The organism is uncultured Thalassolituus sp., from assembly GCF_950066645.1.
In the GTDB taxonomy this organism is placed as follows: Bacteria; Pseudomonadota; Gammaproteobacteria; order Pseudomonadales; family Oceanobacteraceae; genus Thalassolituus.
Genome location: NZ_CATMFB010000013.1, coordinates 1 through 20,088, shown reverse-complemented (window position 1 = coordinate 20,088; position 20,088 = coordinate 1). Strand labels below are relative to the sequence as shown.

Sequence of the window (20,088 nt, the reverse complement as noted above, 5' to 3'; positions counted from 1 at the left end):
CTTCGGGGCAGCAGTTACACCGGGCCGTTGTTAAATAACGATGAGACGATCAGGAAGCTCATTTTTCTCTTCTGTCGCCGGTACAACGTCACGGACAATGTCCGCAACACTGGCGATACATTCCTCAAAACCCTCCAGAACGGCGCCTGCCTTCACCTTCACGACGAACTGATCAATAATTTTCTGCCACTCCGAGTCATCAACGTGCTGCGAAATACCACGGTCGACGAGAATTTCGACGTAATGTTCCGCCTCAGAAACAAAGATAAGAATGCCTGTATCTTTCTTCGTATGATGAAGTCCCTGGTCCAGAAACATTCTCCGCGCCATCATAAAAGCACGGGACTTTCTGATACGCCCGGGGACCAACCGGTACCGGATGAACGGCAACCGGAAGATCAAAGCCAACGCCACAAACACTGCACTCTGCAACAGAAACAGCTCGATTCCGTGTAACCAGAACGGCGTCATCAACAGTACGGCAGGAGTGAGTAAGGCCAGTATCGCTGCCCATAGAGTTGGAATAAATCCATAGTTATCTGAAGCCCGCGCAAGTACTGTTACCAGCTCAGCGTCGGTCACTTTTTCTACGGCACGCACCGTCTCTGCCAACTGATTCAGTTGCTGCTCAGTTAAGAACGCCATTACCAACCCCCTGAAGCGCCGCCGCCACCAAAACCACCGCCGCCGCCGCTGAAACCGCCGCCGCCAAAACCTCCACTGCCGAATCCTCCATAACCCGCTGCACCGCCATAGTATCTTCCGCGGGAAGAAGACCCACCTCCGCCATCAAAAAAGCTGGCGACGAAAATAAACAGAGCCAGACCGAAGAAGATAAACAACAGGAACTTGTTCTTACCACTGCTTCCCGTGCTTTCCCCAGCGACATAGCTGCCCTCTAAGGCTTCAAGAATAGAATCAACACCCTTTGAAATACCCCGATCAAATTGCCCGCGTTTAAAAAGTGGTGATATCTGTGTACGGATAATATTTCCGGCAATCGCGTCCGTCAGTTGGCCCTCCAACCCGTAACCAACCTCGATGCGGATTTTTCTGTCGTTCTTCGCGACAATAAGAATGACACCGTTGTCCCGGCCTTTCTGGCCTATCCCCCAGTGCCGTCCTAGCTGATAGCCATACTCTTCGATGCTATAACCTTCCAGAGACTTTATGGTCAGTACGACAACCTGATTCCCTGTCACAGTTTCGTGCTCTTTTAACGTGCGGTTGAGCTGAGACCGATAGGTGTGCTGCATCATCCCTGCAGTGTCTACAATCCTGCCGGTCAGCTCAGGAAATGCAATATCCGCATTTACCTGCGCACAGAATAAAAGCACAAATAAGCAGGTGACCTTCCTTATCACTGACGCCATCATCAGAACTCCACAACGGGAGCCTGATCGGCATTTTCAGCAGTCGCTTTAAAACTTTCTTTCACCTGAAGGTCACTATAAAGAAGCGAGTGCCAGATCTTTCCGGGAAAGGTACGGATTTCTGTGTTGTAGGCCTGTACCGCCTGAATAAAATCACGACGCGCAACGGCAATACGGTTCTCGGTGCCTTCAAGCTGCGATTGCAGAGCCAGGAAATTCGCATTCGATTTCAGGTCCGGGTAATTCTCTGTCACCATCAGCAACCTCCCCAGTGCTCTCTCCAGAGACCCCTGGGCTTCCTGATACCGCGCCAGTGCTTCCGGATCATCGAGCATTGAGGCATCCAGCCGCACAGATGTCGCTTTTGCCCTTGCCTCTACGACGGCTGTCAGGGTTTCCTGCTCCTGCGCCGCAAATCCTTTGACGGTAGCGACCAGGTTCGGCACCAGATCTGCTCTGCGCTGATACTGGTTTTCCACCTGCGCCCAGGCGCTGGTGACCCGCTCATCGTACGTAGGGATGTTGTTGATTCCACAGGCGCTGAGCGTGCTGACCATCAGAAGTATCATCAAGATACGCATCAAAGTATTCCTTATCTGTCTTTTGCGTAGCAGTGTAACGCTTCAGGAGGAAAACAGAAGTAGTTGGTGTTACACTTCTGGCGCGCCAACACTGGCGCTGCGTCATCGTCTGTTGCCCGCCTTGCTCTCATGCATCGCCACAACATCTGAGTGCCGCAATCAGGCTTCAGATGTATCGCAGGTGCTCCCTGCCCTTCTGATTACCATTGTCGAATTATTCAGGCCCGTTTCTGACGGACCTTCAGGATCTGTATGTCTATTACTTTCAAAGACATGGCTCTGGCGGAGCCTATTGCCCGCGCGGTTGCCGAAAAAGGCTATACCACACCATCGCCTATTCAGGCGCAGGCCATCCCTGTGGTACTGGAAGGCCGCGACCTGCTCGCGTCTGCACAAACCGGTACAGGCAAAACGGCCGCCTTTACGCTGCCTATTATTCACAAACTGCTGGAGTCTCCACGGGCCTCCGGCAATCGGGTTAAAGCGCTGGTTCTGACCCCCACCCGTGAGCTGGCAGCCCAGATACTTGATAACGCCCAGCTGTACAGCAAACACACCAAGCTGCGTTCAAATGTTGTTTTCGGTGGTGTAAAAATCAATCCACAGATGCAGAAACTCCGCAGTGGCAGTGAAATTCTGGTCGCGACGCCTGGCCGCCTGTTGGATCTGCACAGCCAGAATGCAATCAAATTTGATGAGCTGGAAATACTGGTGCTGGACGAAGCCGACCGTATGCTGGATATGGGCTTTATTCATGACATCAAACGGATACTCAGAATTCTGCCAGCTAAGCGTCAGAACCTGCTGTTCTCTGCAACCTTCTCTGATGAAATCCGTACACTGGCGCATGGTCTGCTGAATAACGCCGCCGAAGTCAGCGTCGCGAAGGAAAACACCACCAACGCCACAATCGAGCACAAACTGCACCCTGTGGACAAATCAAAGAAAGCCAAACTGCTGTCGCACCTGTGCAAATCAGAAAAATGGGAGCAGGCGCTCGTCTTCAGCCGCACCAAGCACGGTGCCAACAAGCTCGTACGCCTGTTAGAAGCCGATGGCATCACAGCTGCGGCAATTCATGGCAACAAAAGCCAGAATCAACGCACAAAAGCGCTGGCCGACTTTAAAGACGGAAAGATCACCCTGCTCGTCGCGACGGACATTGCCGCCCGCGGAATTGATATCCACCAGCTGCCACAGGTCGTTAATTTTGACCTGCCTAATGTCCCGGCGGATTACGTGCATCGTATCGGACGTACCGGGCGTGCTGGGATGAAAGGTCACGCCATTTCTCTGGTCACGGCCGACGAATTCGACGACCTGCAGGGCATCGAACGTCTTATCCAGCAACATATCGAGCGTGAAGATGTGGAAGGCTTCAGACCTCAGGCCCCGCTGCCAGAGTCACGTCGTCTTCTGCCGGTAAAAAGTAAAAAACCTAAGAAGCCGAAGAAACCCAAAGAGTTCTCTCAATCGTCATCCTCCTGCGACGAAAAACCTCGTCAGGCGGATACAGCGAGAGCGCGTAAACCGCAGCAGAAGGCTAACGCTCCTAAAGCTAAGCAATCGCACCCGCAAAAGCGTGCAGCAAGCTCACAAACCGGTGACAGACCCAACGCAGACCGCCAGACTCTGAGCCGTAAGCCAGCAAATGAAGGTAATTCAAACAAGCCTGCTGACGCACCTAAAACCAAGCTTCGTCGCAGCCAGCGCCGCAAAGCTCAGGAAGCCTGATTAAGCCCGCTGCTCCGATCAGAGCCCAGGGAAACGTTGTTCTCTGGGCTCTGATTCCTCCGTTAAATTTTCTCCACTCGCCTCGCTCTGTTATCCTCGGACACTCCGAGCAGCCCGGGACTGGCGATGCCTCTTTCAGTAATCCCTACCAAGCTACATGCACCGCGCCACACAGCGGCACTGCAACGTGATCGATTCGTCCACAAGGTATCGCTGCTGCAGAAGCGCCTGACCCTGGTATCTGCGCCTGCGGGCTTTGGAAAGACAACGCTCGCAAGTCAGATGATTGAGGGCTGCAGTCAACCGGTAGCCTGGTTGTCTCTCGACGCGAATGACGCAGAACCTCTCAAGTTTCTTGCAGGCATCGTGGCAGCGTTAAATAAGGCATTACCTGCGTCCGTCAATGCGACGGCAGCGATTCTCGCGAGCGGCCAGCCGACGCTGGAATCCGTACTGACAGCACTGCTGCAGGAGCTGACCACCCCACCCGACGGCACGCGCTCAACAGACGTTGTTATTGTTCTCGACGATTACCACCAGCTGGATTCGCAGGCCGCCGACGAGGCATTCAGTTTCCTGCTCGAACACCTTCCGGAGACAGTTCATTGGGTGGTCACGACACGCGAAGACCCGGCCTTACCGCTGGCGCGGATGCGGGTTCGAGGAGAACTGTCAGAAATCCGCGCGGACGACCTGAGATTCACCTCAGAAGAGACCGGAGGATTCTTCAGTACGGTGATGACTTCTTCGCTCAGTTCAGCACAGATCGACGCGCTGGAAAATAAAACAGAAGGTTGGATCGCGGGGCTGCAACTGGCCGCACTGTCATTAAAAAACACCACTGACCAGGATGCGTTTATTCGGTCGTTTACCGGCAGTCACCGGTTTGTTATCGACTACCTGGCCGAGGAAGTACTGAACTCGCAGAGCGAAGACATTCAACAATTTCTGCTGAAGACCTCGATCGCCGCACGTTTTAATTCTGATCTGTGTGATGCAATAACCGGCATCAACAACAGTGCAGAACTTCTGCGAAATATAGAAGCGCAGAACCTCTTTCTGATTGCACTGGATGAAAATCGGCACTGGTATCGTTATCACCACCTGTTTGCCGATGTTCTGCGCAGCCAGGCGAAGCACAATAATATCGATACCGCCGCGCTTCATGCCCGCGCGAGTCAATGGTTTCACACTCAGGGCGAAACGCATGAGGCGATTCAGCATGCACTGCTTGCTGAAGAGTACTCTCTGGCGGCCGACTATATTGCCCAAAGCTGGCCGACATTAAGAAAGTCAGAACCGGAAGCAACCTTTATTCAGTGGGTAAAATCGCTCCCCGAAAACGTAGCCAGCCGCCATCCGGTCATTGCGACTTACTATACTCTGGCACTCATTTCTTACGATCCACAATCAGCACAACAGTGGATGTGCTATGCCGAACAAGCCACCGCTGAGAATCCAACTAATGCAGCACTGGCAGGCATACTCTCTATCTGCCGGGCCTATGTCGCAGGCGCAACGGGCGATTTCGCAGGTATTATTTCCCACGCCGACCAAGCTTTATCTCTGCTGCCTGAATCTGAACAGACATGGCGTGGCGCCGCTGACATCCTGAAAGGGTTTGTACTGTGGGGAAGCGGCAACATCGAAGGCGCATCACAAGCGGTACAATCTGGCTATGAGGCAATGCGCCGCGACAACGAGATCAGTGGCGCGGTCAGTTCTGTATTTCTGCTCGCCAGTATCCGCATGATGCAGGGGCAGACACCTGAAGCCATCAGGCTGTGCGAGCGGGCACTGAAAATGATTGCTCCGTATCCACTAGCCCCACAGGGAAGCGCAGATATCTACGTGACGCTGGCGGTTGCTGCTCTTCGACGGGGTGATAACGTACAGGCGCATCAACACCTTCAACACGCTCAGGCACTGGGCGAGCAGTCACGACTGATGGAGACGGCTCATCACTGGTACATAGTCAAAGCCATGCTTGAATCCAGACATGGCAATTTCCGCGACGCGCTGGATTTAATGGACGAAGCCGGGAGCCTTCGTATTCCCAACCCAACACCTGAGTTTGAGCCCCTAGAAGCCCGGCGGGCACGACTCGAGCTGGCAGCCGGCAATCTGCAGGCGGCACAGCATTGGGCAAACCATTGTGAGCTTTCTCTGAGTGACGAGCCTCATGTCCTGAATGTATTTTCATTACTGACGCTGGTTCAGATCGAAATTGCCACTGCCGGACTAGAAAATACACACAGCAGCCTGTCAGAGATAATGACGCTGTTGGAGAAAATGATCGCTCTGGAAGAAAACCCCCGGCCCGGCATGTTGCCAGAAGTGCTGTTAATCGCGGCCTATGTTTCTCACCTGCAAGGGAATACTACGAATGCCCGTCACTATCTGGATGCCGCATTCACCTCCCCCGCTGCAGAACAAAATGCAGGTGTGTTTATTTATGAACTGCCATCAATAAACCGGTGGATCAAAGAAAGTGACTATTCCCGCAGTGCTCCCTCGTGGCTGAAAGCACTGTGGCTGAACGATCAGCCGTCTCATCCCCCAGTGCCAACGAAAAGACACACAACATCGGCGGAGCCTCTGCTGGAAGCACTGTCAGAGCGGGAACTGGATGTGCTGCGGGCGCTCGACAGCAACATGACCGGCCCGGAAATCGCAGCCAGCCTGTTTGTGTCACTCAATACGCTCAGAACCCACAGTAAGAATATTTACAGCAAGCTGGGAGTAAACACCCGCCGTGCAGCACTGAGACGCGCGGAAGAACTGGCCCTGCTCTGACAGATCCTGGCTGATTCCGCTGCGCTCCCCTCTGTGCTCACCGACGGTTACTGGTGTAAACCGTCTTGTCTCCCTCATAGGTCTCAAACAGGCGTTCGTGTGCCTTCCGCGAAAAAACATCGTCGCGGTCGTCGTACTGCCTGATCCAATTAATCAGCATATCGAGATTGGCATTCTGAGCCTCCTGAGACGCATATTTGTGGGGCTCCCAGGGACGTGCTTTTGCATTTGCTACGCACGCTTCTACCGGCAGATTCATATAAATAATGTCAGTGGATGCAGGCAGTACGTAGTCGAGCAGATCGGCATAGCAGCCTTCGATAACCCAGGCAGAATGATTATCGAGAAAAGCCTGCATTTCTGCCTGCGACTCTCCCAGAGGCTTACGCTCGGGAGGCATATCCGTCAGCGACCAGGCCAGCGTATCCAGATCCAGATGCTCCAGACCTTCTGCCTCCGCAAGGTGATGTGCCAACGTCGATTTACCTGATCCGGAGTTGCCGAATATCACAACCCGTCTGTCGTTTGCCACAGGCATCGTGCTCTCCATGTTTTATTTGGTTGATCAGCATACTCACATGATCACATCGCAGAATCACATCATGATGTGATGTGGCGACCCCGTCCACACCGTAACCTTCTCATCGTTCCCAACACAACCAGAGAAGGTAAAACACGATGAAAACTGCTATGCCAGCAACACTCCTGACCACCGCGCTGATGACCGCCTCCGTTGTTACAGCCAATGCGCACGCTGATGACTGGACAGGCCACACCAGCCTGCTACTCGGCTCTAAGCCAATCGCAGAAGACGACTGGGCAAAAAACGATGAGCACGGTGCCATCGCCATACTGACCGACGTTCGCAGACAGAGCTGGCCGGTAAGTATTGCTCTCGATCTGTACGGTACCGGTAGCGAGCGAAAAACCGGTGGTGATAAGTACGAAACCTACACTGCCGAAGCTCACCTCGGCCTGCGCAAAGTATTCGACTATGACACCGGGTTCCAACCCTATTTGGGTGGCGGAATTGCCCTGATTAACGCCGAGCAGAAAAGCAGAGTTGGCTCTGTTTCTGAAAATGAAGAAGACCAGACAACGTCGTTCTGGGTCAGTGTCGGTACCTACTATTCCCTCGGCGAGTCTGTCACCGTCGGTGCAGACATCCGCTACGTCGATGGTGAAGTGACTCTGGATAATTCAGACATCGATCTGTCTGGCACGACAACAGGCCTTAGCCTTGGCTATCACTGGTGAGCCATGAGTGCCGCAGCAGAGTGCTACCGGTTAGAACTGGAAGGCCCGGCCGCCGGGCCCTTCCATTTTCTTCAGAACCATGTCGCCAGAGTACAGACGTCAGGCACTGTGATTACGCTCGATATCACTATTCGCGATCAGTCCGAACTGCTTGGTCTGCTTCGTCAGATTCGTGATCATGGCCTGATACTGAACACACTGGCGCGCTTAAAGAACTGAATGATCACCACACATCAGGAGAATGTTATGAAAGCAGCAGTATGCCGCAACTACGGAGGGCCCGACGTCGTCACACTCGAAGAGCGCCCCACACCACACCCCGGGGATAACGATGTACAGATCCGCGTTATTACCACCTGCGTGAATTCCGCCGACTGGAGAATCCGCAGCCTTAACGTGCCAACGGGTTTCGGCGTCATCGTCCGGCTCTTCTTTGGCTTCTTCCGCCCGCGCCAGCCAGTGCTGGGCTCTGAGTTGGCCGGAGTAGTCGAACGGACAGGAAAGAGCGTCACACAATTTAACCCCGGTGATCACGTGATTGCGATGACAGGCATTCGCCTGGGTGCCCATGCCGAATATGTTGTTCTGCCAGAGAATGCCCTGATCGTCAGAAAACCCGACAACCTCACCTGGGAGCAGGCAGCTGCGTTATGTTTTGGAGGGACAGCAGCACTCGACTTTCTGTTTCACAAAGGCAAGCTGAGTGCAGGTGAGCATGTACTGATTAATGGTGCGACTGGCACCGTTGGAAGCGCCGCGATTCAGCTGGCCAGGCAAGCCGGTGCGACCGTGACCGCAGTCTGCAGCTATCACTCTACCCGCGCAGTCAGAGCACTAGGGGCGGATCACGTCATAAACTACGAGACCGAAGACTTCCGCGACTACACCCACCGCTGGGATATTATTCTCGACACGGTAGGCAATGCCCGCTGGAAAGACAGCAAACGTACCCTGAAGCCCAATGGGCGCCTGCTCAGAGTCGTCGCAGATATGAACGACACCCTACTTTCCTTTCTGCATAAAGATCGTGAAGGCCGCCGGGAAATTACCGGTACCGCCCGCGAAGACATCGCTGACGTTACCGCATTAGCAAATCTCGCGCGCCAGGGTAACTTTCAGCCGGTCATTCACGCGAGTTTTCCGCTGACAGATATTCGTGACGCCCATCAGGTAATGGATAAACCGGGAAAGCACGGCAGTGTGGTCGTCCGGGTGTCAGATCCGGACTAGTTGCATTTTATTCACCGGGAACAGCACCAGCTCTCTAATGGGCAGTTCCCGGCCTGCCTCAATCGAAGCTGCGAAGTACTTTATAAGTAATGCTATTGTCACTGGCTTTAAGCACTTCAAGCACAGCGCCTTTGTACTCAATGGTATCTGACGAAGCCAGATTAAACCGGGCCTCATCGTCTGCCGACTGAACCACTGCATCCCCCTCAAACTCTCTGTACCCAATGCGCAGCTCATCGCCGTCGAGCCCACTGAATACCAGCGCTTTCTGAAAGTTATCGCCGCTCTCGGCAAGCTCCCTGCGCCGCTCAAATTTCCCCTCGTAGCACACACTCATGCCAAAAATAGTGATGATACACACCTCGGAGCCCTGATACTTTTTCAGAGACAGCGCCTGAACGGGATCGGCCAACAAGCCTCTGACGACCCCGACAGCAGAATAAAAATCCTGACGTTCGTCATACCCAAGATGACGGTACTCAATAGCGGGAATCTCATAAAGAGCACCGTTAATGGGCTCCTGAACCTGCAGCAACACGCTCTCTTCCGTCTTAGTTCCTTTAAGAACCATATTCTCGCCCACGGATGCTGTCATCACATCACCCGAGGCAGGAAAATCTACGGATTCAACAAAGGTCTCGCGACCGTTGTGTTTAACCGTTGTGCAGCCTGTCATTACGACCAACAGCAACAGGACATACAAACTCTTCATTACTTTCTTTCCTTATTTGTCATCGATGATCAGTCATCTGAATAATTTATTGAGGTAACGTCGGTTCCCGGCGGTTTCGCTCCGGGCTCTGATGAAACACAGAATTGACTTCGGCATATAAGGCCTCTTTAGCACCTGTCGCCATATGCGCCCCATGAGCAGCGACCACTGAATTGAAATCCAGTGCCAGCAGTTTTTCAAAATCCGTTTGCAAAGTACCACCCTTTGGGGTTACGCGCTTAAGCCAGGGAGGCCCGATATTCATACCTATTCTGAAGCCCAGAAGTTTAAATACAAACTTTGTAAACCAACTGAAGTAACTCCAGTCTGCGTGATACTGCACACTGTCGGTAGTGATCAATAACTTGTGTTCCTTAAGAAGCAGTGCAGCTTCGGGGTAGCTGGCCGTCTCAAAAATGAAAAACTCTGAGTCAGGGTATGGGCTTTCAGAAGAAGAACAGATACGTCTGGTCGGCTCAGGCGCTTTGTAGGTGGCCTGGCCCTCCTGAGCCCAGAACTCACAACCATACCGATCAAGGTAAAAGGCATCATCAAGGCCATGAAAATCGCCCAACCTCAATATGTGCCTGACGTCACCAAGCCTGTCCAGCTCGGCAAGACGTCTTTCATCCATCCGGACCGGATTGACTAAGGTCAGCTCCGATCCGTTCTTAAGGATGACCATATTCCGGTTCATCCTCATGCCCGGCCCCATGCGAATACTTCCGTGCAGCAGATACACGCCTGGATACAGACTCTTTATTTCATCATGTGGATACGCGGGTGGGTGCATGAATAGTCCTTTACTTTGATTTCCATAACCGGCGCAATATCTATGCGTCGGACGCCAATGGCGCGAAGTAGATCAGTTATAGCATACGGCCAGCACGGGGCCAACGGATTGGCGGAACCGTTATGAATGGAGACTTTATTGGATATCGTCAGGTGTTCTCGGCTGAGAGTATTTCGGCATTGGACACCTCGTCAGTTTGACTTTGGTGTCCGTTAAATCGGGGTAGGATCAGATTTCAACTACAGTCGCTTGTTAGCAGCTTATGCGGCAAGAGTTTCAAGTTTACCAATGAATTCCTTAACACTTTCTTTATTACTCTCATCACCAACCCATAAATCACATAGTTTTGAGAATACCTCTTCATATGATATTGCGAGGACCCTTGCTAACTCGAAAAAGTAATCGTGGCAATCAGAACCAGCGGCCACATCAATTGCTGCGTTCATAAGCTCAACTGGCTTTCCTATATAGTTAGCAACATCAACTATATCTATACCCCCTTAATAAGAAATAAGGTGTTCTTCAGGAGATAATGCTGATGGTAAGAATATATAGTTTTCGAAGTCCGTGAGCTGATCATCCATCTTGCCTCTACAATCGCCGTCAAAGACTGCAATAAACGAAAAATCATCTAGGACAACAGGGAAACGCTTTAGATCTTGCAAAACATCTCCTTCTGAACCAGAGCAATGATATAGGAAGCTATCCGACACAAATAATGGCGACGCTTTGATTAGTGAGTGTGCAAAAAGGAATGCGGCCTTACCTTCATAAAACAAAAGGCCTTTCTTGGGTGCAGTGAGTCCAAGCACATCCATCTGCGCAATATCCGAGGCTGCACTGAAAAACCGTATTTTATTCAATACCCGGCTCATTATGTGCACATGAGATCTAGGTATTTTTCTTAGTATATGCTCTGAATGTGTTGATATTAAACACGCGACTCCCTTAGTTGCCAAAGTCATCGCCAGGACATCACATAGCCTATTTTGAATTAAGGGGGGAAGGAAACTTTCAGGTTCCTCGATGATTAGCAAGCTATTGCTTTTAGATTTTACAATGTAGTCGATAATCCAAAAATAGTACAAAAGTGACAACTCACCTAGCCCCATGTCTCGACTATCATATTCAACTCCACCTCTCGCGACTGAAAAAAACGGTAACATTGGGAATGATTCATACTCATCTTCAATGTTAATTATCTCTATAGATGAATACTCGGTATTGGTTATGAAGTTTGCCAGTTTCAACTCATCATCTGACAATTTGTTGGGGCTAAAGCTTTCTAACAATTCATCCAAATTTTCTTGTTGGACGAATAGCTTCTGTATTTCAGGGATTAGTGTGCAGGGATCGAAAAGCAAACATAATACATCCTGTTCAATTTCATTTTTCTCGAAAGGACTAAGATCAAATGAGCAACTTTCGCCAGATATAATCAAATCAAACTTGATCTTGCTTTTATCTAATAGCTTTGAAAACTTCTGCCTATTGCTGGAATCGCTTCTTAGTGAATTATAAATTGCCCTAATAAAATTGCTCTTACCTATCCCGTTTTTCCCGACAATAGCATTCATACCAGGTTTAAGTGTTAGTTTGGTATCACCAAATACTTTACCTTCGGTAAACTCGATATTTTGTAAAAATAGAGGGTAAGTCCTTACAAAGGCTCTCCTCCAGTGATCATCCATTCGAGCTTGACGTAAACTTGTCATAGCGTTTGCCCCCAGGCAAGGCTACCCGCAATTTCTTCAAGATTTTTCTCTGTAATGGTCGTTGGTGAAAGCGTGGCTAGGTGGTGGATGGAGTCAAGTAGGGCAGAATATTCTGAATTTTGCTCTATGACACTAGGAAAATAAGCAGCAAAAATCGACCATAAACTTATATCTCTTAAGACCACAGATGAGGTGTCAGCAACCCGAGAGCCAACTCTGTCAAGATACACATCCAGTATTTTCTTTACAACACCTCTATTAATACCTTTGGGTAATAAAGTTAGGTCACTAGATTCTGAAATTTCTCTTTTGATACTTTCAAATCTTATGAAAAATCTTTTAAGATCCTCATCGGAACTAAACGAGTTACTAAACTTATATATAAATACCAACCAGCTAAGCACTGAAGCTTTATTTAATTTTGCAGCGGTGTCGAATTGCGTTAAGCAAATAAAAAGTTTGATTAGACATTTTTCCGTAGCGAGAATTAAATCTCTATCAAAACCGTCACTATCTCGATAGCGAGCTGTAACGCTATTTGCCGTTATTTTTTTCTTTAACGTACCAAGTTCTAGTGTTAGTAAAAATTTTTATATTACGTCGTCATAGGCCATCCTTGAATTGGAAAAACCCAGAACCTCTCGATTATAGCCGAGCTCAACCATCCTTTCAGATAAATCTTTGACCTGCTGACGAGCTTCCCCGAAGTAAGCATTTCTCTGTTCTGCTGAGGTTAGGTTTGTCGGTTGGTTTAAACGATAGAAAAGTTCACCTGGTTCGCCAGGCTTGTAGTCTGAGATGGTTAGCAAACGAATGGTGAAGTCTTCTATTTTACCGGCAACTTCGTCAGGAAGCTCATCCCACGAAAGCCCATCTAGTTCCATTATATGCTTTTCAACAGGATCTAAGTTCCCGTTAATAGTGTATTCACCTTCCAAAAAATCACGTATGGCCGCTAAGCGCTGTTGTCCGTCAAGAACTTCTTGTTTGTCACTATTAGGGACTTGAATGACATGAATAGGAGGGATGTGCCAACCTCTAATAATACTATCAATTAATCTCTGTTTTTTAGCTTTACCCCAAACCTCTCCCCTTTGAAAGTTTGGCTGAAGATCAAGACGTCCTTGCCTAATTTTTCTATGTAAAGTAGCTATATCTGGATCTGACGGTGTTAAATGCATTGTTTTTCCATTAATCTTTTTACGCTAATATTTTACGATATTGTCGGGCCACTTCCGCTTTGCTAAGAGGCGAATAAATCCTTGGCTAAAGTTAGCGACAAAAGAGCGCAAGTCAAGATTATTGCACCATTATGGAGCAATTTATTATAAACACTCAATTACAACGCTCTTTAGTTTTATTTTCCTGCTCTTTTTCAAACTCTTTATCTCCATGATCTTTTAGCCGGGATTTTGTCAACTCTTCACAATATTCTTTAATTGAACCGAAGCTATTATCAGCTGAAATTCCCGTATAACATTGATTGACTTTTTTAAGAGATTTGTAGCATAAGACTAGGGCTTTGTTACATTGCTGCTTAGTAAGTTCGTCATCTTGGTACATATCTTCTACAACATTAAGGCAACTTAAAGTACTTTCTACTTGGTTAGCATTACATCTAAGGGCTGCAATGCATTTTCTATGTTTTTCCTCTTTATTTTTCTCGTAATTTGATGGTTCTAACTTACTGGTAAAAAAAGTAATCATTGTTGATACACATGATGAATGTACTTCTTGGTTAAAGTCGGTTGGTATTACTGCTTGAATCCCTTCCCAGTCTTTAGAAGTAAATTTAATATCCCCCTCAGCCCCCATATCTACGAGATACTTCATTAGCTTTGATTGTACTTGTGCCTTTCCTGATGCCGTAATTAAACTCTCTCCTCCAGATAGAGTCCCCCCCCTGCATGCAGAAATAGCTGTATCGGACACTTTCTGCATTTGTTCAACAGTTAAGGCATTAACAAATGAAGAAAATAGAAGAAGAGTTAGAGATAAATATTTCATATTCCGTTCCTTGTGAGTATTTATAACAGCTCGTTAGTGTGCGTGCGCGTTTATCCTGGGACACTCTTTCGAGGCTTCCAGAACAACCCTCTGACTCAGTAAAAAATCATCCATAACTCAAATCTTCCGTCCAGAAAGACGCGCATATCTGTTATTTCGCCAAAGGCTTGCGAATAAACTTGTCATCAAGCCTGACGCTATTCGATACTCTTGGGACCCTACCCCCTGATCAAATCATGTACAACGAATAATGTCATGAATGCTCCATATATCCATAAGGGCCAACATAAACATTAAGGTGAACACTCCTCAAATGACACCTTAAGTCATCCAGATGTGAATTTCGATCATTGCTCTGACTGGCCTACTTTGCCATTATCCTGACCACTATTCCGATCCGACTGTCAGGAACTACTATGTACCAGGATATTGATTATCAGGTGAGCGACCGCATTGCGGTGATCACTATCAACCGCCCTAAGGTTCTGAATGCCATCCGTGTTCAGACCTACAAAGACATCATTGCGGCTCTGAAAGAAGCAGATGCTGATAAAGACGTGTCTGTTGTCGTCATGACAGGCGCTGAGGGCAAGTTCACTGCCGGTAACGATCTGCGTGACCTGCTGCCAGAGGGTGACCTGCCGGGTGTACGTGAGGGCGTCGCGGGTATCTTCGATACATTGGCAGCTTTGGAGAAACCTCTGATTCTGGCTCAGGAAGGTGTGGCGGTCGGCATTGGCGCTAACCTGCTCCTGCATGCAGATCTGGCCTTTGCCGGTAAGAGCATTCGCTACAGCCTGCCATTCGCGAAGATTGGTGTTGCCGCCGAAGGTGGTTCTTCTGTTCTGCTGGCAGAGGCCATTGGCCCTAAAAACGCCGCTGACCTTCTGCTGACTGGCCGTTTCTTTACTGCGGCAGAAGCGGAGAAATGGGGTCTGCTGAACGCTGCAGTTGAAGACGGTAAAGCGCTTGAAACAGCGATGGCGACTGCAGCTGATCTGCTCAAGAATCATCAGGGCTCTCTTAAAGCGATCAAGGCATTGGGCCGCGCGGAAGGCCATCGCGAGCGTCTGAACGCAGCGGTACTGGCGGAGATGGATGCATTCTCTGCTCTGCTGGCCACGCCAGAGACTCAGATGCGTATTCAGCATGTACTGAAAGGCGGTAAGTGATACGCACTTACAGATGTGGTGGGCAATGCCCACCCTACTGTCCGCTTGAGATTCAAAAGCCGCTCTGTTGAGCGGCTTTTTTGTGCCTGCAGTTCAGGCTCTGGCTGCTTTAAAGGCCGCCTTTTCTTCTGGTGTTGGACGGCTGTATTTCAACACCCGCTGTACCACAGTTTTATACTGCCCCCACAGGCTGCCTGTGTTGTACGGAATACCATGTTTCCGGCATACCTCTTTCACTTGTGCAGAGACTTCGTTATAGCGGTACGACGGCATGTCCGGGAACAGATGATGCTCGACCTGACGGCTCAGGTGGCCAGTCATAATATGCAGAAGCTTTGAACCTTCGAGATTCGAAGAGCCCAGAATCTGGCGGTAATACCACTGGCCACGGGTTTCATTTTCACACTCGGCTTCACTGAACGTGTGAACATTCTCGGTGAAGTGTCCGCAGAAAATAATGGTCGACGCCCACAGGTTACGGATCAGGTTGGCGCCTACATGCGCAAGCAAAACACCAAAGAAAACCGGCCAGCCGAGCAGCACACCAGCAATCGCCGGATAGAAAACGTAGTCTCTGAACACGGCTTTGCGGATTTTCGAGAAGAAGTCTTTCGCCAGCTGCTTTTTAGAAATAGGCATTTCACGGCTGGAGGTTTTTTTACCGAAGAAAACGCGCTCACCGATCAGTTCATGATAGGCAACGCCCCACTGAAAAAAGACAGACAGCCCGAGATACCAGAAGAACTGATTTTTAAAACGCTTTTTCCAGGGGGTATCGTCACTCAGGCGAAGCAGGTCATAGCCAAAATCCCGGTCTTTGCCGATGATGTTGGTGTACGTGTGATGCTCGTAATTGTGTGTACGGCGCCAGGATTGTCCATCACAGACGTTGTCCCACTCGAAGTTGCGTTCGTTAAGGTGTGGGTCATTCATCCAGTCGTACTGACCGTGCATGATGTTGTGGCCGACTTCCATGTTATCCAGGATTTTCGCCACCCCCAGCAGAACAGCCCCCAGAATAAAGAAGCTCCAGTGCCAGAAGCCCGCCAGCATGGTCAATCGGCCTCCGATATCCAGTAACCGCTGCACCCGGACAACGCGGCGGATATAGCGGGCATCTTCTTCACCTACTCTGGCCATTGCGGTATCGCGGATCTCGTCCAGGTCCTGACGGAAAGACTCCAGTGTTTCTGCACTCGGGATCTGAGTTGTCACGTGCTATCTCCTTAATGACATACTGTGTCGACAGGCTGAAATTGCACTTAACGTGCCATGGCCTGACGTTTTCCCGAGTGTCTACAGCTATGGCCTGACTGTCTATGAACGACACCTTTTCCAGATTTTCATCAATATTCCTGATTAATGATTTCAAACAAAGAATAAGATAAAGATTAACAAATATCCTTTATAAACAATTAGTTAGAAGTGAATTTCTGGGGTTTTCAAACAGAAATAACGGGGTTACGTCGTTATTTACCTTATGGAACTGATCCTGTTCCAATTAAGAAAAGGCAATATCTGGCCATAAAAAAACGGCACTTTCCGGAGAGAAAGTGCCGTTTTTTACAGACAGTCGTCAGATATCAGGCGTTGGCCAGTTCCTGACGTGCTTTAGGCGGCTTGCTGTATTTGATTACGCGCTTCACCACAGTGGAGTACTGGCCCCACAGAGTCCCTGTGTTGTACGGAATGCCGTGTCGACGACAGGTATCACGAACCTTTTCAGCAACCTCACCGTAACGATAAGACGGCATATCCGGGAACAGGTGGTGCTCAACCTGACGGCTCAGGTGCCCACTCATGATGTGCAGAAGCTTTGAGCCTTCCAGGTTAGAGGAACCCAGAATCTGACGGTAGTACCACTGACCACGGCTCTCATTTTCACATTCTTCCAGGCTGAAAGTGTGCACGTCCTCAGTAAAGTGACCACAGAAAATAATAATGTTGGCCCAGATATTACGGAGTACGTTAGCGACAAGGTTACCGGCCAGGATGGCAAAAAACATCGGCCAGCCAAGAACGATACCCACAACCGCTGGATAGAACAGGTAATCGCGGAATACCGCACGACGGATCTTTGAGAAAAAGTCTTTGATCAGCTGTGCATGAGAGATCGGCAGTTTGCCTTCCGGACGACGCTTACCAACGAAAATACGCTCTCCGAACAGCTCGTGATACGCCACTGCCCACTGGAAGCTCATCATCAGAATAAACATGCGCAGCAACTGCCAGCGGTAATGGCCTTTCCACTTAACATCGTCACTCAGGCGCAGGGTATCGTAACCGAAGTCGCGGTCCTTACCGATAATGTTGGTGTAAGTATGGTGCTCGTAATTGTGGGTACGGCGCCAGGACTCGCCATCGCACACGTTATCCCAATCAAAGGTACGCGAGTTGATGTGCGGGTCGTTCATCCAGTCGTACTGACCGTGCATTACGTTGTGACCGATCTCCATGTTGTCCAGGATTTTAGCCACACCCAGCATCACAACGCCAACGACCCACCAGATCCAGTGGTAAAAACCGGCAACCATGACGGCACGTCCGGCAAACTCGAGAACACGTTGTACGCGAATAATTTTACGGATGTAATCAGCGTCTTCCTGGCCTACTTTAGCCATGGCTTCATCACGGATTTCATCCAGTTCTTTGCGGAAAGATTCAAGCGTATCCGCACTTGGCAGGTGAGTAGTCATTATTATTTTTCTCCTCAGATATCCAGCACGACATCGTTAACAGCAACACTCACGCAGAGCTGAATGTCTTCCTGTCCGGTGTCGGAATATTTTCCGGTCAGTGTGTTGTACACCACACCACTCCGTTTTGTGCATTTGCACTGATGGCACACACCAACACGGCAACCGCTTGTTGGCTTCAGCCCTTCCCCTTCAGCCAGCTCAAGCAGGCTGACAGGGCTTTCGTTTCTGGCAATCGCCGACTGGCCCGCACGTTCGAAACTGACAAAGGCATCTTTGCCATCGCCACGGTCCATCTCAATCGGAGCCGCACCAAAGTATTCGAACATGATGTTGTCATCACTGACACCCAGGTCCCTGACCGTCTGGCGAGCCAGCTGGATCATAGGCGTTGGACCGCAAATCATCACTTTGCGATTCTCAAAATCAGGACAGTGCTCACGCAGGTGTTCTTCACAGACGACACCAACTTTGCCGCCATCCATAAAGGTGACGCGGATATTGCTGTGAGCAGCAGCAATTTTCTCGAATTCTTCTCGGAACAGCGCATTACTGTCGTCGCGGACATAAAACAGCAGGTGGACGTCCCGCGGATCATTATTCGACGCCAGCTGGTTCAGCATGGAGCGGAAAGGAGTAATACCACTGCCACCAGCGATCATCAGCAGAGGCTTAGCGCCCGCCGGCAGCGTGAATTCGCCTTCGGCTTCTGAGAGATTACAGATACCGCCTGCGGCAAAGTGATCGCGCAGCCAGGGCGTGATACGCCCACTATCCTGTACCCGGATGGTCAGCTCAATCAGCCCGGAATCGCGGTAATGCGCAGGAGAACTGGAGACACTGAAGAAACGGGTCTGCAGTGATCCGTTCTGCTCAGCCGTGATCCGCAGGTGCTGACCGGCAACGAAGCCCTTCCAGCGCTTGCCCGGACGAATCACCAGGGTGTACACATCGTCAGTCTCCGGACGCATCTGCACGACCTTTGAACGGATCGCGTCGGTCTGCCAGCCTGGCATAACAACCTGGATGAGAGGCTCCACGTAAGCAGCCATCTGCTTTTCCTGAGTCAGGCTGCGGGCCAGCCATTCACGGGCACGACCGAGCGCAGAATCTGACTGAGTTGTAATCTCTGATTGGCTCATAATTTTTCTTCTTTTCTTGTGAGAATGCGCTTTCTGTACATTGATTAATACCGGCGCAGTGTTAACGAAGCATGACCAAAAGTCTATTGACGACGAGGGCCACCTGAACTACGGGGATCAACAGCAACTATTGGGCCGACTATTTACAGACAGCCCAGTAGCACCACAAAATCCTTATAAATCAATATCCTGCGCGCATTCTCAATGGGTGTTATTGCTTCAGATCAGGAGAATACCTGAATTTTATTTCCTGTAGGGAAATAATGTTTTTATTCTTATTAATATAATGGAGCCAGTTTCTGGACACTTTTACCGCTTTGTATGAAAAGCAGGGACAAGTACTGCCGCATTTCCGGCCATACTGGCAACGTTCAGCCAGTTTACCCCAACCGACCGTACCTGTCATAGCCATCTGGAGACAGCATTAACCTGTCTTTACACTCTTAGTCCGATGTTTTCCTTACTGAGATTGCGACGGAACCGAAAAGTGGCCGGATAAAACTGAAAGAGATTTCTTTAAAAATCACGACGCTGGGTCCCCGCGTTCGCGAGGAAGACATACGCCTGTGTGTCATTTCCACGAAAGTGGAAATCCAGCGTAATTCCTGGAATCACAGGCACAAAAAAGCGGCCCGTAGGCCGCTTCTTTAAGAACAACTAATCAGATCTTAAGAGAACTGGTTAGAAGTGTTCTTAGCACCACCGGCTTTCAGAGCGTTCCCACCAGCAACGCTTTTCTTACATGGCTTTGTGGTCGTCGACCGCAAAGACATTCTTTGCTCAGTTACAAAAACACAGGCACAAAAAAAGCGGCCCGTAGGCCGCTTCTTTAAGAACAACTAATCAGATCTTAAGAGAACTGGTTAGAAGTGTTCTTAGC

20 protein-coding genes are annotated in these 20,088 nt (G+C 49.7%); 6 read left to right on the top strand and 14 right to left on the bottom strand.

The features are described 5' to 3' along the window. Nucleotides 1-30: 30 nt before the first annotated feature. Genes Q1L85_RS12490 through Q1L85_RS12480 form a run of 3 tightly spaced genes read right to left on the bottom strand, consistent with a single transcriptional unit; the run spans nt 31 to nt 1,954 of the window. Nucleotides 31-645, bottom strand: coding sequence for a TPM domain-containing protein (locus tag Q1L85_RS12490; protein WP_300427304.1), 615 nt, complete (start codon nt 643-645; stop codon nt 31-33). Beyond that, nucleotides 645-1,337, bottom strand: coding sequence for a TPM domain-containing protein (locus Q1L85_RS12485; protein WP_300427302.1), 693 nt, complete (start codon nt 1,335-1,337; stop codon nt 645-647). Before Q1L85_RS12485 ends, Q1L85_RS12490 begins: the two co-directional genes overlap by 1 nt. A 38-nt stretch (nt 1,338-1,375) precedes the next feature. Further along, nucleotides 1,376-1,954, bottom strand: coding sequence for a LemA family protein (locus Q1L85_RS12480; RefSeq protein ID WP_300427301.1), 579 nt, complete (start codon nt 1,952-1,954; stop codon nt 1,376-1,378). 258 nt (nt 1,955-2,212) lie between these two features. Here Q1L85_RS12480 and Q1L85_RS12475 point away from each other — a divergent pair, with 258 nt between their 5' ends. Together Q1L85_RS12475 and Q1L85_RS12470 are read left to right on the top strand one after the other, a co-directional pair. After that, the gene (locus Q1L85_RS12475; RefSeq protein WP_300433355.1) at nt 2,213-3,688 is read left to right on the top strand and encodes a DEAD/DEAH box helicase; all 1,476 of its coding nucleotides are present in this window, start codon (nt 2,213-2,215) and stop codon (nt 3,686-3,688) included. A gap of 126 nt (nt 3,689-3,814) precedes the next feature. Next, nucleotides 3,815-6,484, top strand: coding sequence for a LuxR C-terminal-related transcriptional regulator (locus tag Q1L85_RS12470; protein WP_300427440.1), 2,670 nt, complete (start codon nt 3,815-3,817; stop codon nt 6,482-6,484). A 37-nt stretch (nt 6,485-6,521) separates the two neighbouring features. Here the strand turns inward: Q1L85_RS12470 and Q1L85_RS12465 are convergent, their stop codons facing one another. Continuing rightward, nucleotides 6,522-7,016, bottom strand: coding sequence for an AAA family ATPase (locus tag Q1L85_RS12465; RefSeq protein WP_300427441.1), 495 nt, complete (start codon nt 7,014-7,016; stop codon nt 6,522-6,524). Nucleotides 7,017-7,162: 146 nt separating this feature from the next. Here Q1L85_RS12465 and Q1L85_RS12460 point away from each other — a divergent pair, with 146 nt between their 5' ends. The 3 genes from Q1L85_RS12460 to Q1L85_RS12450 are packed head-to-tail and all read left to right on the top strand — an operon-like array spanning nt 7,163 to nt 8,971. Beyond that, the gene (locus Q1L85_RS12460) at nt 7,163-7,741 is read left to right on the top strand and encodes an outer membrane protein (protein ID WP_300427443.1); all 579 of its coding nucleotides are present in this window, start codon (nt 7,163-7,165) and stop codon (nt 7,739-7,741) included. 3 nt (nt 7,742-7,744) lie between these two features. Then, nucleotides 7,745-7,960, top strand: coding sequence for a hypothetical protein (locus Q1L85_RS12455; protein WP_300427444.1), 216 nt, complete (start codon nt 7,745-7,747; stop codon nt 7,958-7,960). A gap of 27 nt (nt 7,961-7,987) precedes the next feature. Next, a complete protein-coding gene (locus Q1L85_RS12450; protein ID WP_300433307.1) occupies nt 7,988-8,971 on the top strand; it encodes an NAD(P)-dependent alcohol dehydrogenase in 984 nt (327 codons plus the stop codon). A gap of 58 nt (nt 8,972-9,029) precedes the next feature. Here the strand turns inward: Q1L85_RS12450 and Q1L85_RS12445 are convergent, their stop codons facing one another. From Q1L85_RS12445 to Q1L85_RS12415, 7 genes are all read right to left on the bottom strand, one after another. After that, on the bottom strand, nt 9,030-9,683 hold the full coding sequence (locus tag Q1L85_RS12445; RefSeq protein ID WP_300427446.1) for a hypothetical protein: 654 nt from the start codon (nt 9,681-9,683) through the stop codon (nt 9,030-9,032). Nucleotides 9,684-9,729: 46 nt separating this feature from the next. Beyond that, nucleotides 9,730-10,476, bottom strand: a complete 747-nt coding sequence (locus Q1L85_RS12440) for a hypothetical protein (protein WP_300427447.1) — start codon at nt 10,474-10,476, stop codon at nt 9,730-9,732. 260 nt (nt 10,477-10,736) lie between these two features. Beyond that, nucleotides 10,737-10,922: a hypothetical protein gene (locus tag Q1L85_RS12435; protein ID WP_300427448.1), complete on the bottom strand. Its 186-nt coding sequence runs from the start codon at nt 10,920-10,922 to the stop codon at nt 10,737-10,739. 54 nt (nt 10,923-10,976) lie between these two features. Further along, nucleotides 10,977-12,191 (bottom strand): ATP-dependent endonuclease, encoded by a 1,215-nt coding sequence (locus Q1L85_RS12430; protein WP_300427449.1) that lies wholly within the window; start codon nt 12,189-12,191, stop codon nt 10,977-10,979. After that, nucleotides 12,188-12,595, bottom strand: a complete 408-nt coding sequence (locus tag Q1L85_RS12425; protein WP_300427451.1) for a hypothetical protein — start codon at nt 12,593-12,595, stop codon at nt 12,188-12,190. Before Q1L85_RS12425 ends, Q1L85_RS12430 begins: the two co-directional genes overlap by 4 nt. Nucleotides 12,596-12,781: 186 nt before the next feature. After that, nucleotides 12,782-13,372 (bottom strand): DUF262 domain-containing protein, encoded by a 591-nt coding sequence (locus Q1L85_RS12420; protein WP_300427452.1) that lies wholly within the window; start codon nt 13,370-13,372, stop codon nt 12,782-12,784. 154 nt (nt 13,373-13,526) lie between these two features. Then, on the bottom strand, nt 13,527-14,198 hold the full coding sequence (locus tag Q1L85_RS12415) for a hypothetical protein (protein ID WP_300427453.1): 672 nt from the start codon (nt 14,196-14,198) through the stop codon (nt 13,527-13,529). 416 nt (nt 14,199-14,614) lie between these two features. On the opposite strand from Q1L85_RS12415, the gene Q1L85_RS12410 reads away from it, so the two are divergent. After that, the gene (locus Q1L85_RS12410) at nt 14,615-15,370 is read left to right on the top strand and encodes an enoyl-CoA hydratase/isomerase family protein (protein WP_300427455.1); all 756 of its coding nucleotides are present in this window, start codon (nt 14,615-14,617) and stop codon (nt 15,368-15,370) included. Nucleotides 15,371-15,463: 93 nt separating this feature from the next. On the opposite strand, the gene Q1L85_RS12405 is transcribed toward Q1L85_RS12410, so the two are convergent. From Q1L85_RS12405 to Q1L85_RS12395, 3 genes are all read right to left on the bottom strand, one after another. After that, on the bottom strand, nt 15,464-16,585 hold the full coding sequence (locus Q1L85_RS12405) for an acyl-CoA desaturase (RefSeq protein ID WP_300427456.1): 1,122 nt from the start codon (nt 16,583-16,585) through the stop codon (nt 15,464-15,466). A gap of 368 nt (nt 16,586-16,953) precedes the next feature. Beyond that, nucleotides 16,954-18,066, bottom strand: coding sequence for an acyl-CoA desaturase (locus tag Q1L85_RS12400; RefSeq protein ID WP_300427457.1), 1,113 nt, complete (start codon nt 18,064-18,066; stop codon nt 16,954-16,956). 14 nt (nt 18,067-18,080) lie between these two features. Further along, a complete protein-coding gene (locus tag Q1L85_RS12395; protein ID WP_300427459.1) occupies nt 18,081-19,208 on the bottom strand; it encodes a ferredoxin reductase in 1,128 nt (375 codons plus the stop codon). Between the last annotated feature and the right edge of the window lie 880 nt (nt 19,209-20,088).

Coding starts and splice junctions, on each gene's coding strand:
- Q1L85_RS12490 (WP_300427304.1), bottom strand. CDS start 645: ATGGCGTTCTTAACTGAGCAGCAACTGAATCAGTTGGCAGAGACGGTG.
- Q1L85_RS12480 (WP_300427301.1), bottom strand. CDS start 1,954: ATGCGTATCTTGATGATACTTCTGATGGTCAGCACGCTCAGCGCCTGT.
- Q1L85_RS12470 (WP_300427440.1), top strand. CDS start 3,815: ATGCCTCTTTCAGTAATCCCTACCAAGCTACATGCACCGCGCCACACA.
- Q1L85_RS12460 (WP_300427443.1), top strand. CDS start 7,163: ATGAAAACTGCTATGCCAGCAACACTCCTGACCACCGCGCTGATGACC.
- Q1L85_RS12455 (WP_300427444.1), top strand. CDS start 7,745: ATGAGTGCCGCAGCAGAGTGCTACCGGTTAGAACTGGAAGGCCCGGCC.
- Q1L85_RS12450 (WP_300433307.1), top strand. CDS start 7,988: ATGAAAGCAGCAGTATGCCGCAACTACGGAGGGCCCGACGTCGTCACA.
- Q1L85_RS12445 (WP_300427446.1), bottom strand. CDS start 9,683: ATGAAGAGTTTGTATGTCCTGTTGCTGTTGGTCGTAATGACAGGCTGC.
- Q1L85_RS12440 (WP_300427447.1), bottom strand. CDS start 10,476: ATGCACCCACCCGCGTATCCACATGATGAAATAAAGAGTCTGTATCCA.
- Q1L85_RS12435 (WP_300427448.1), bottom strand. CDS start 10,922: ATGAACGCAGCAATTGATGTGGCCGCTGGTTCTGATTGCCACGATTAC.
- Q1L85_RS12430 (WP_300427449.1), bottom strand. CDS start 12,191: ATGACAAGTTTACGTCAAGCTCGAATGGATGATCACTGGAGGAGAGCC.
- Q1L85_RS12420 (WP_300427452.1), bottom strand. CDS start 13,372: ATGCATTTAACACCGTCAGATCCAGATATAGCTACTTTACATAGAAAA.
- Q1L85_RS12415 (WP_300427453.1), bottom strand. CDS start 14,198: ATGAAATATTTATCTCTAACTCTTCTTCTATTTTCTTCATTTGTTAAT.
- Q1L85_RS12410 (WP_300427455.1), top strand. CDS start 14,615: ATGTACCAGGATATTGATTATCAGGTGAGCGACCGCATTGCGGTGATC.
- Q1L85_RS12400 (WP_300427457.1), bottom strand. CDS start 18,066: ATGACTACTCACCTGCCAAGTGCGGATACGCTTGAATCTTTCCGCAAA.
- Q1L85_RS12395 (WP_300427459.1), bottom strand. CDS start 19,208: ATGAGCCAATCAGAGATTACAACTCAGTCAGATTCTGCGCTCGGTCGT.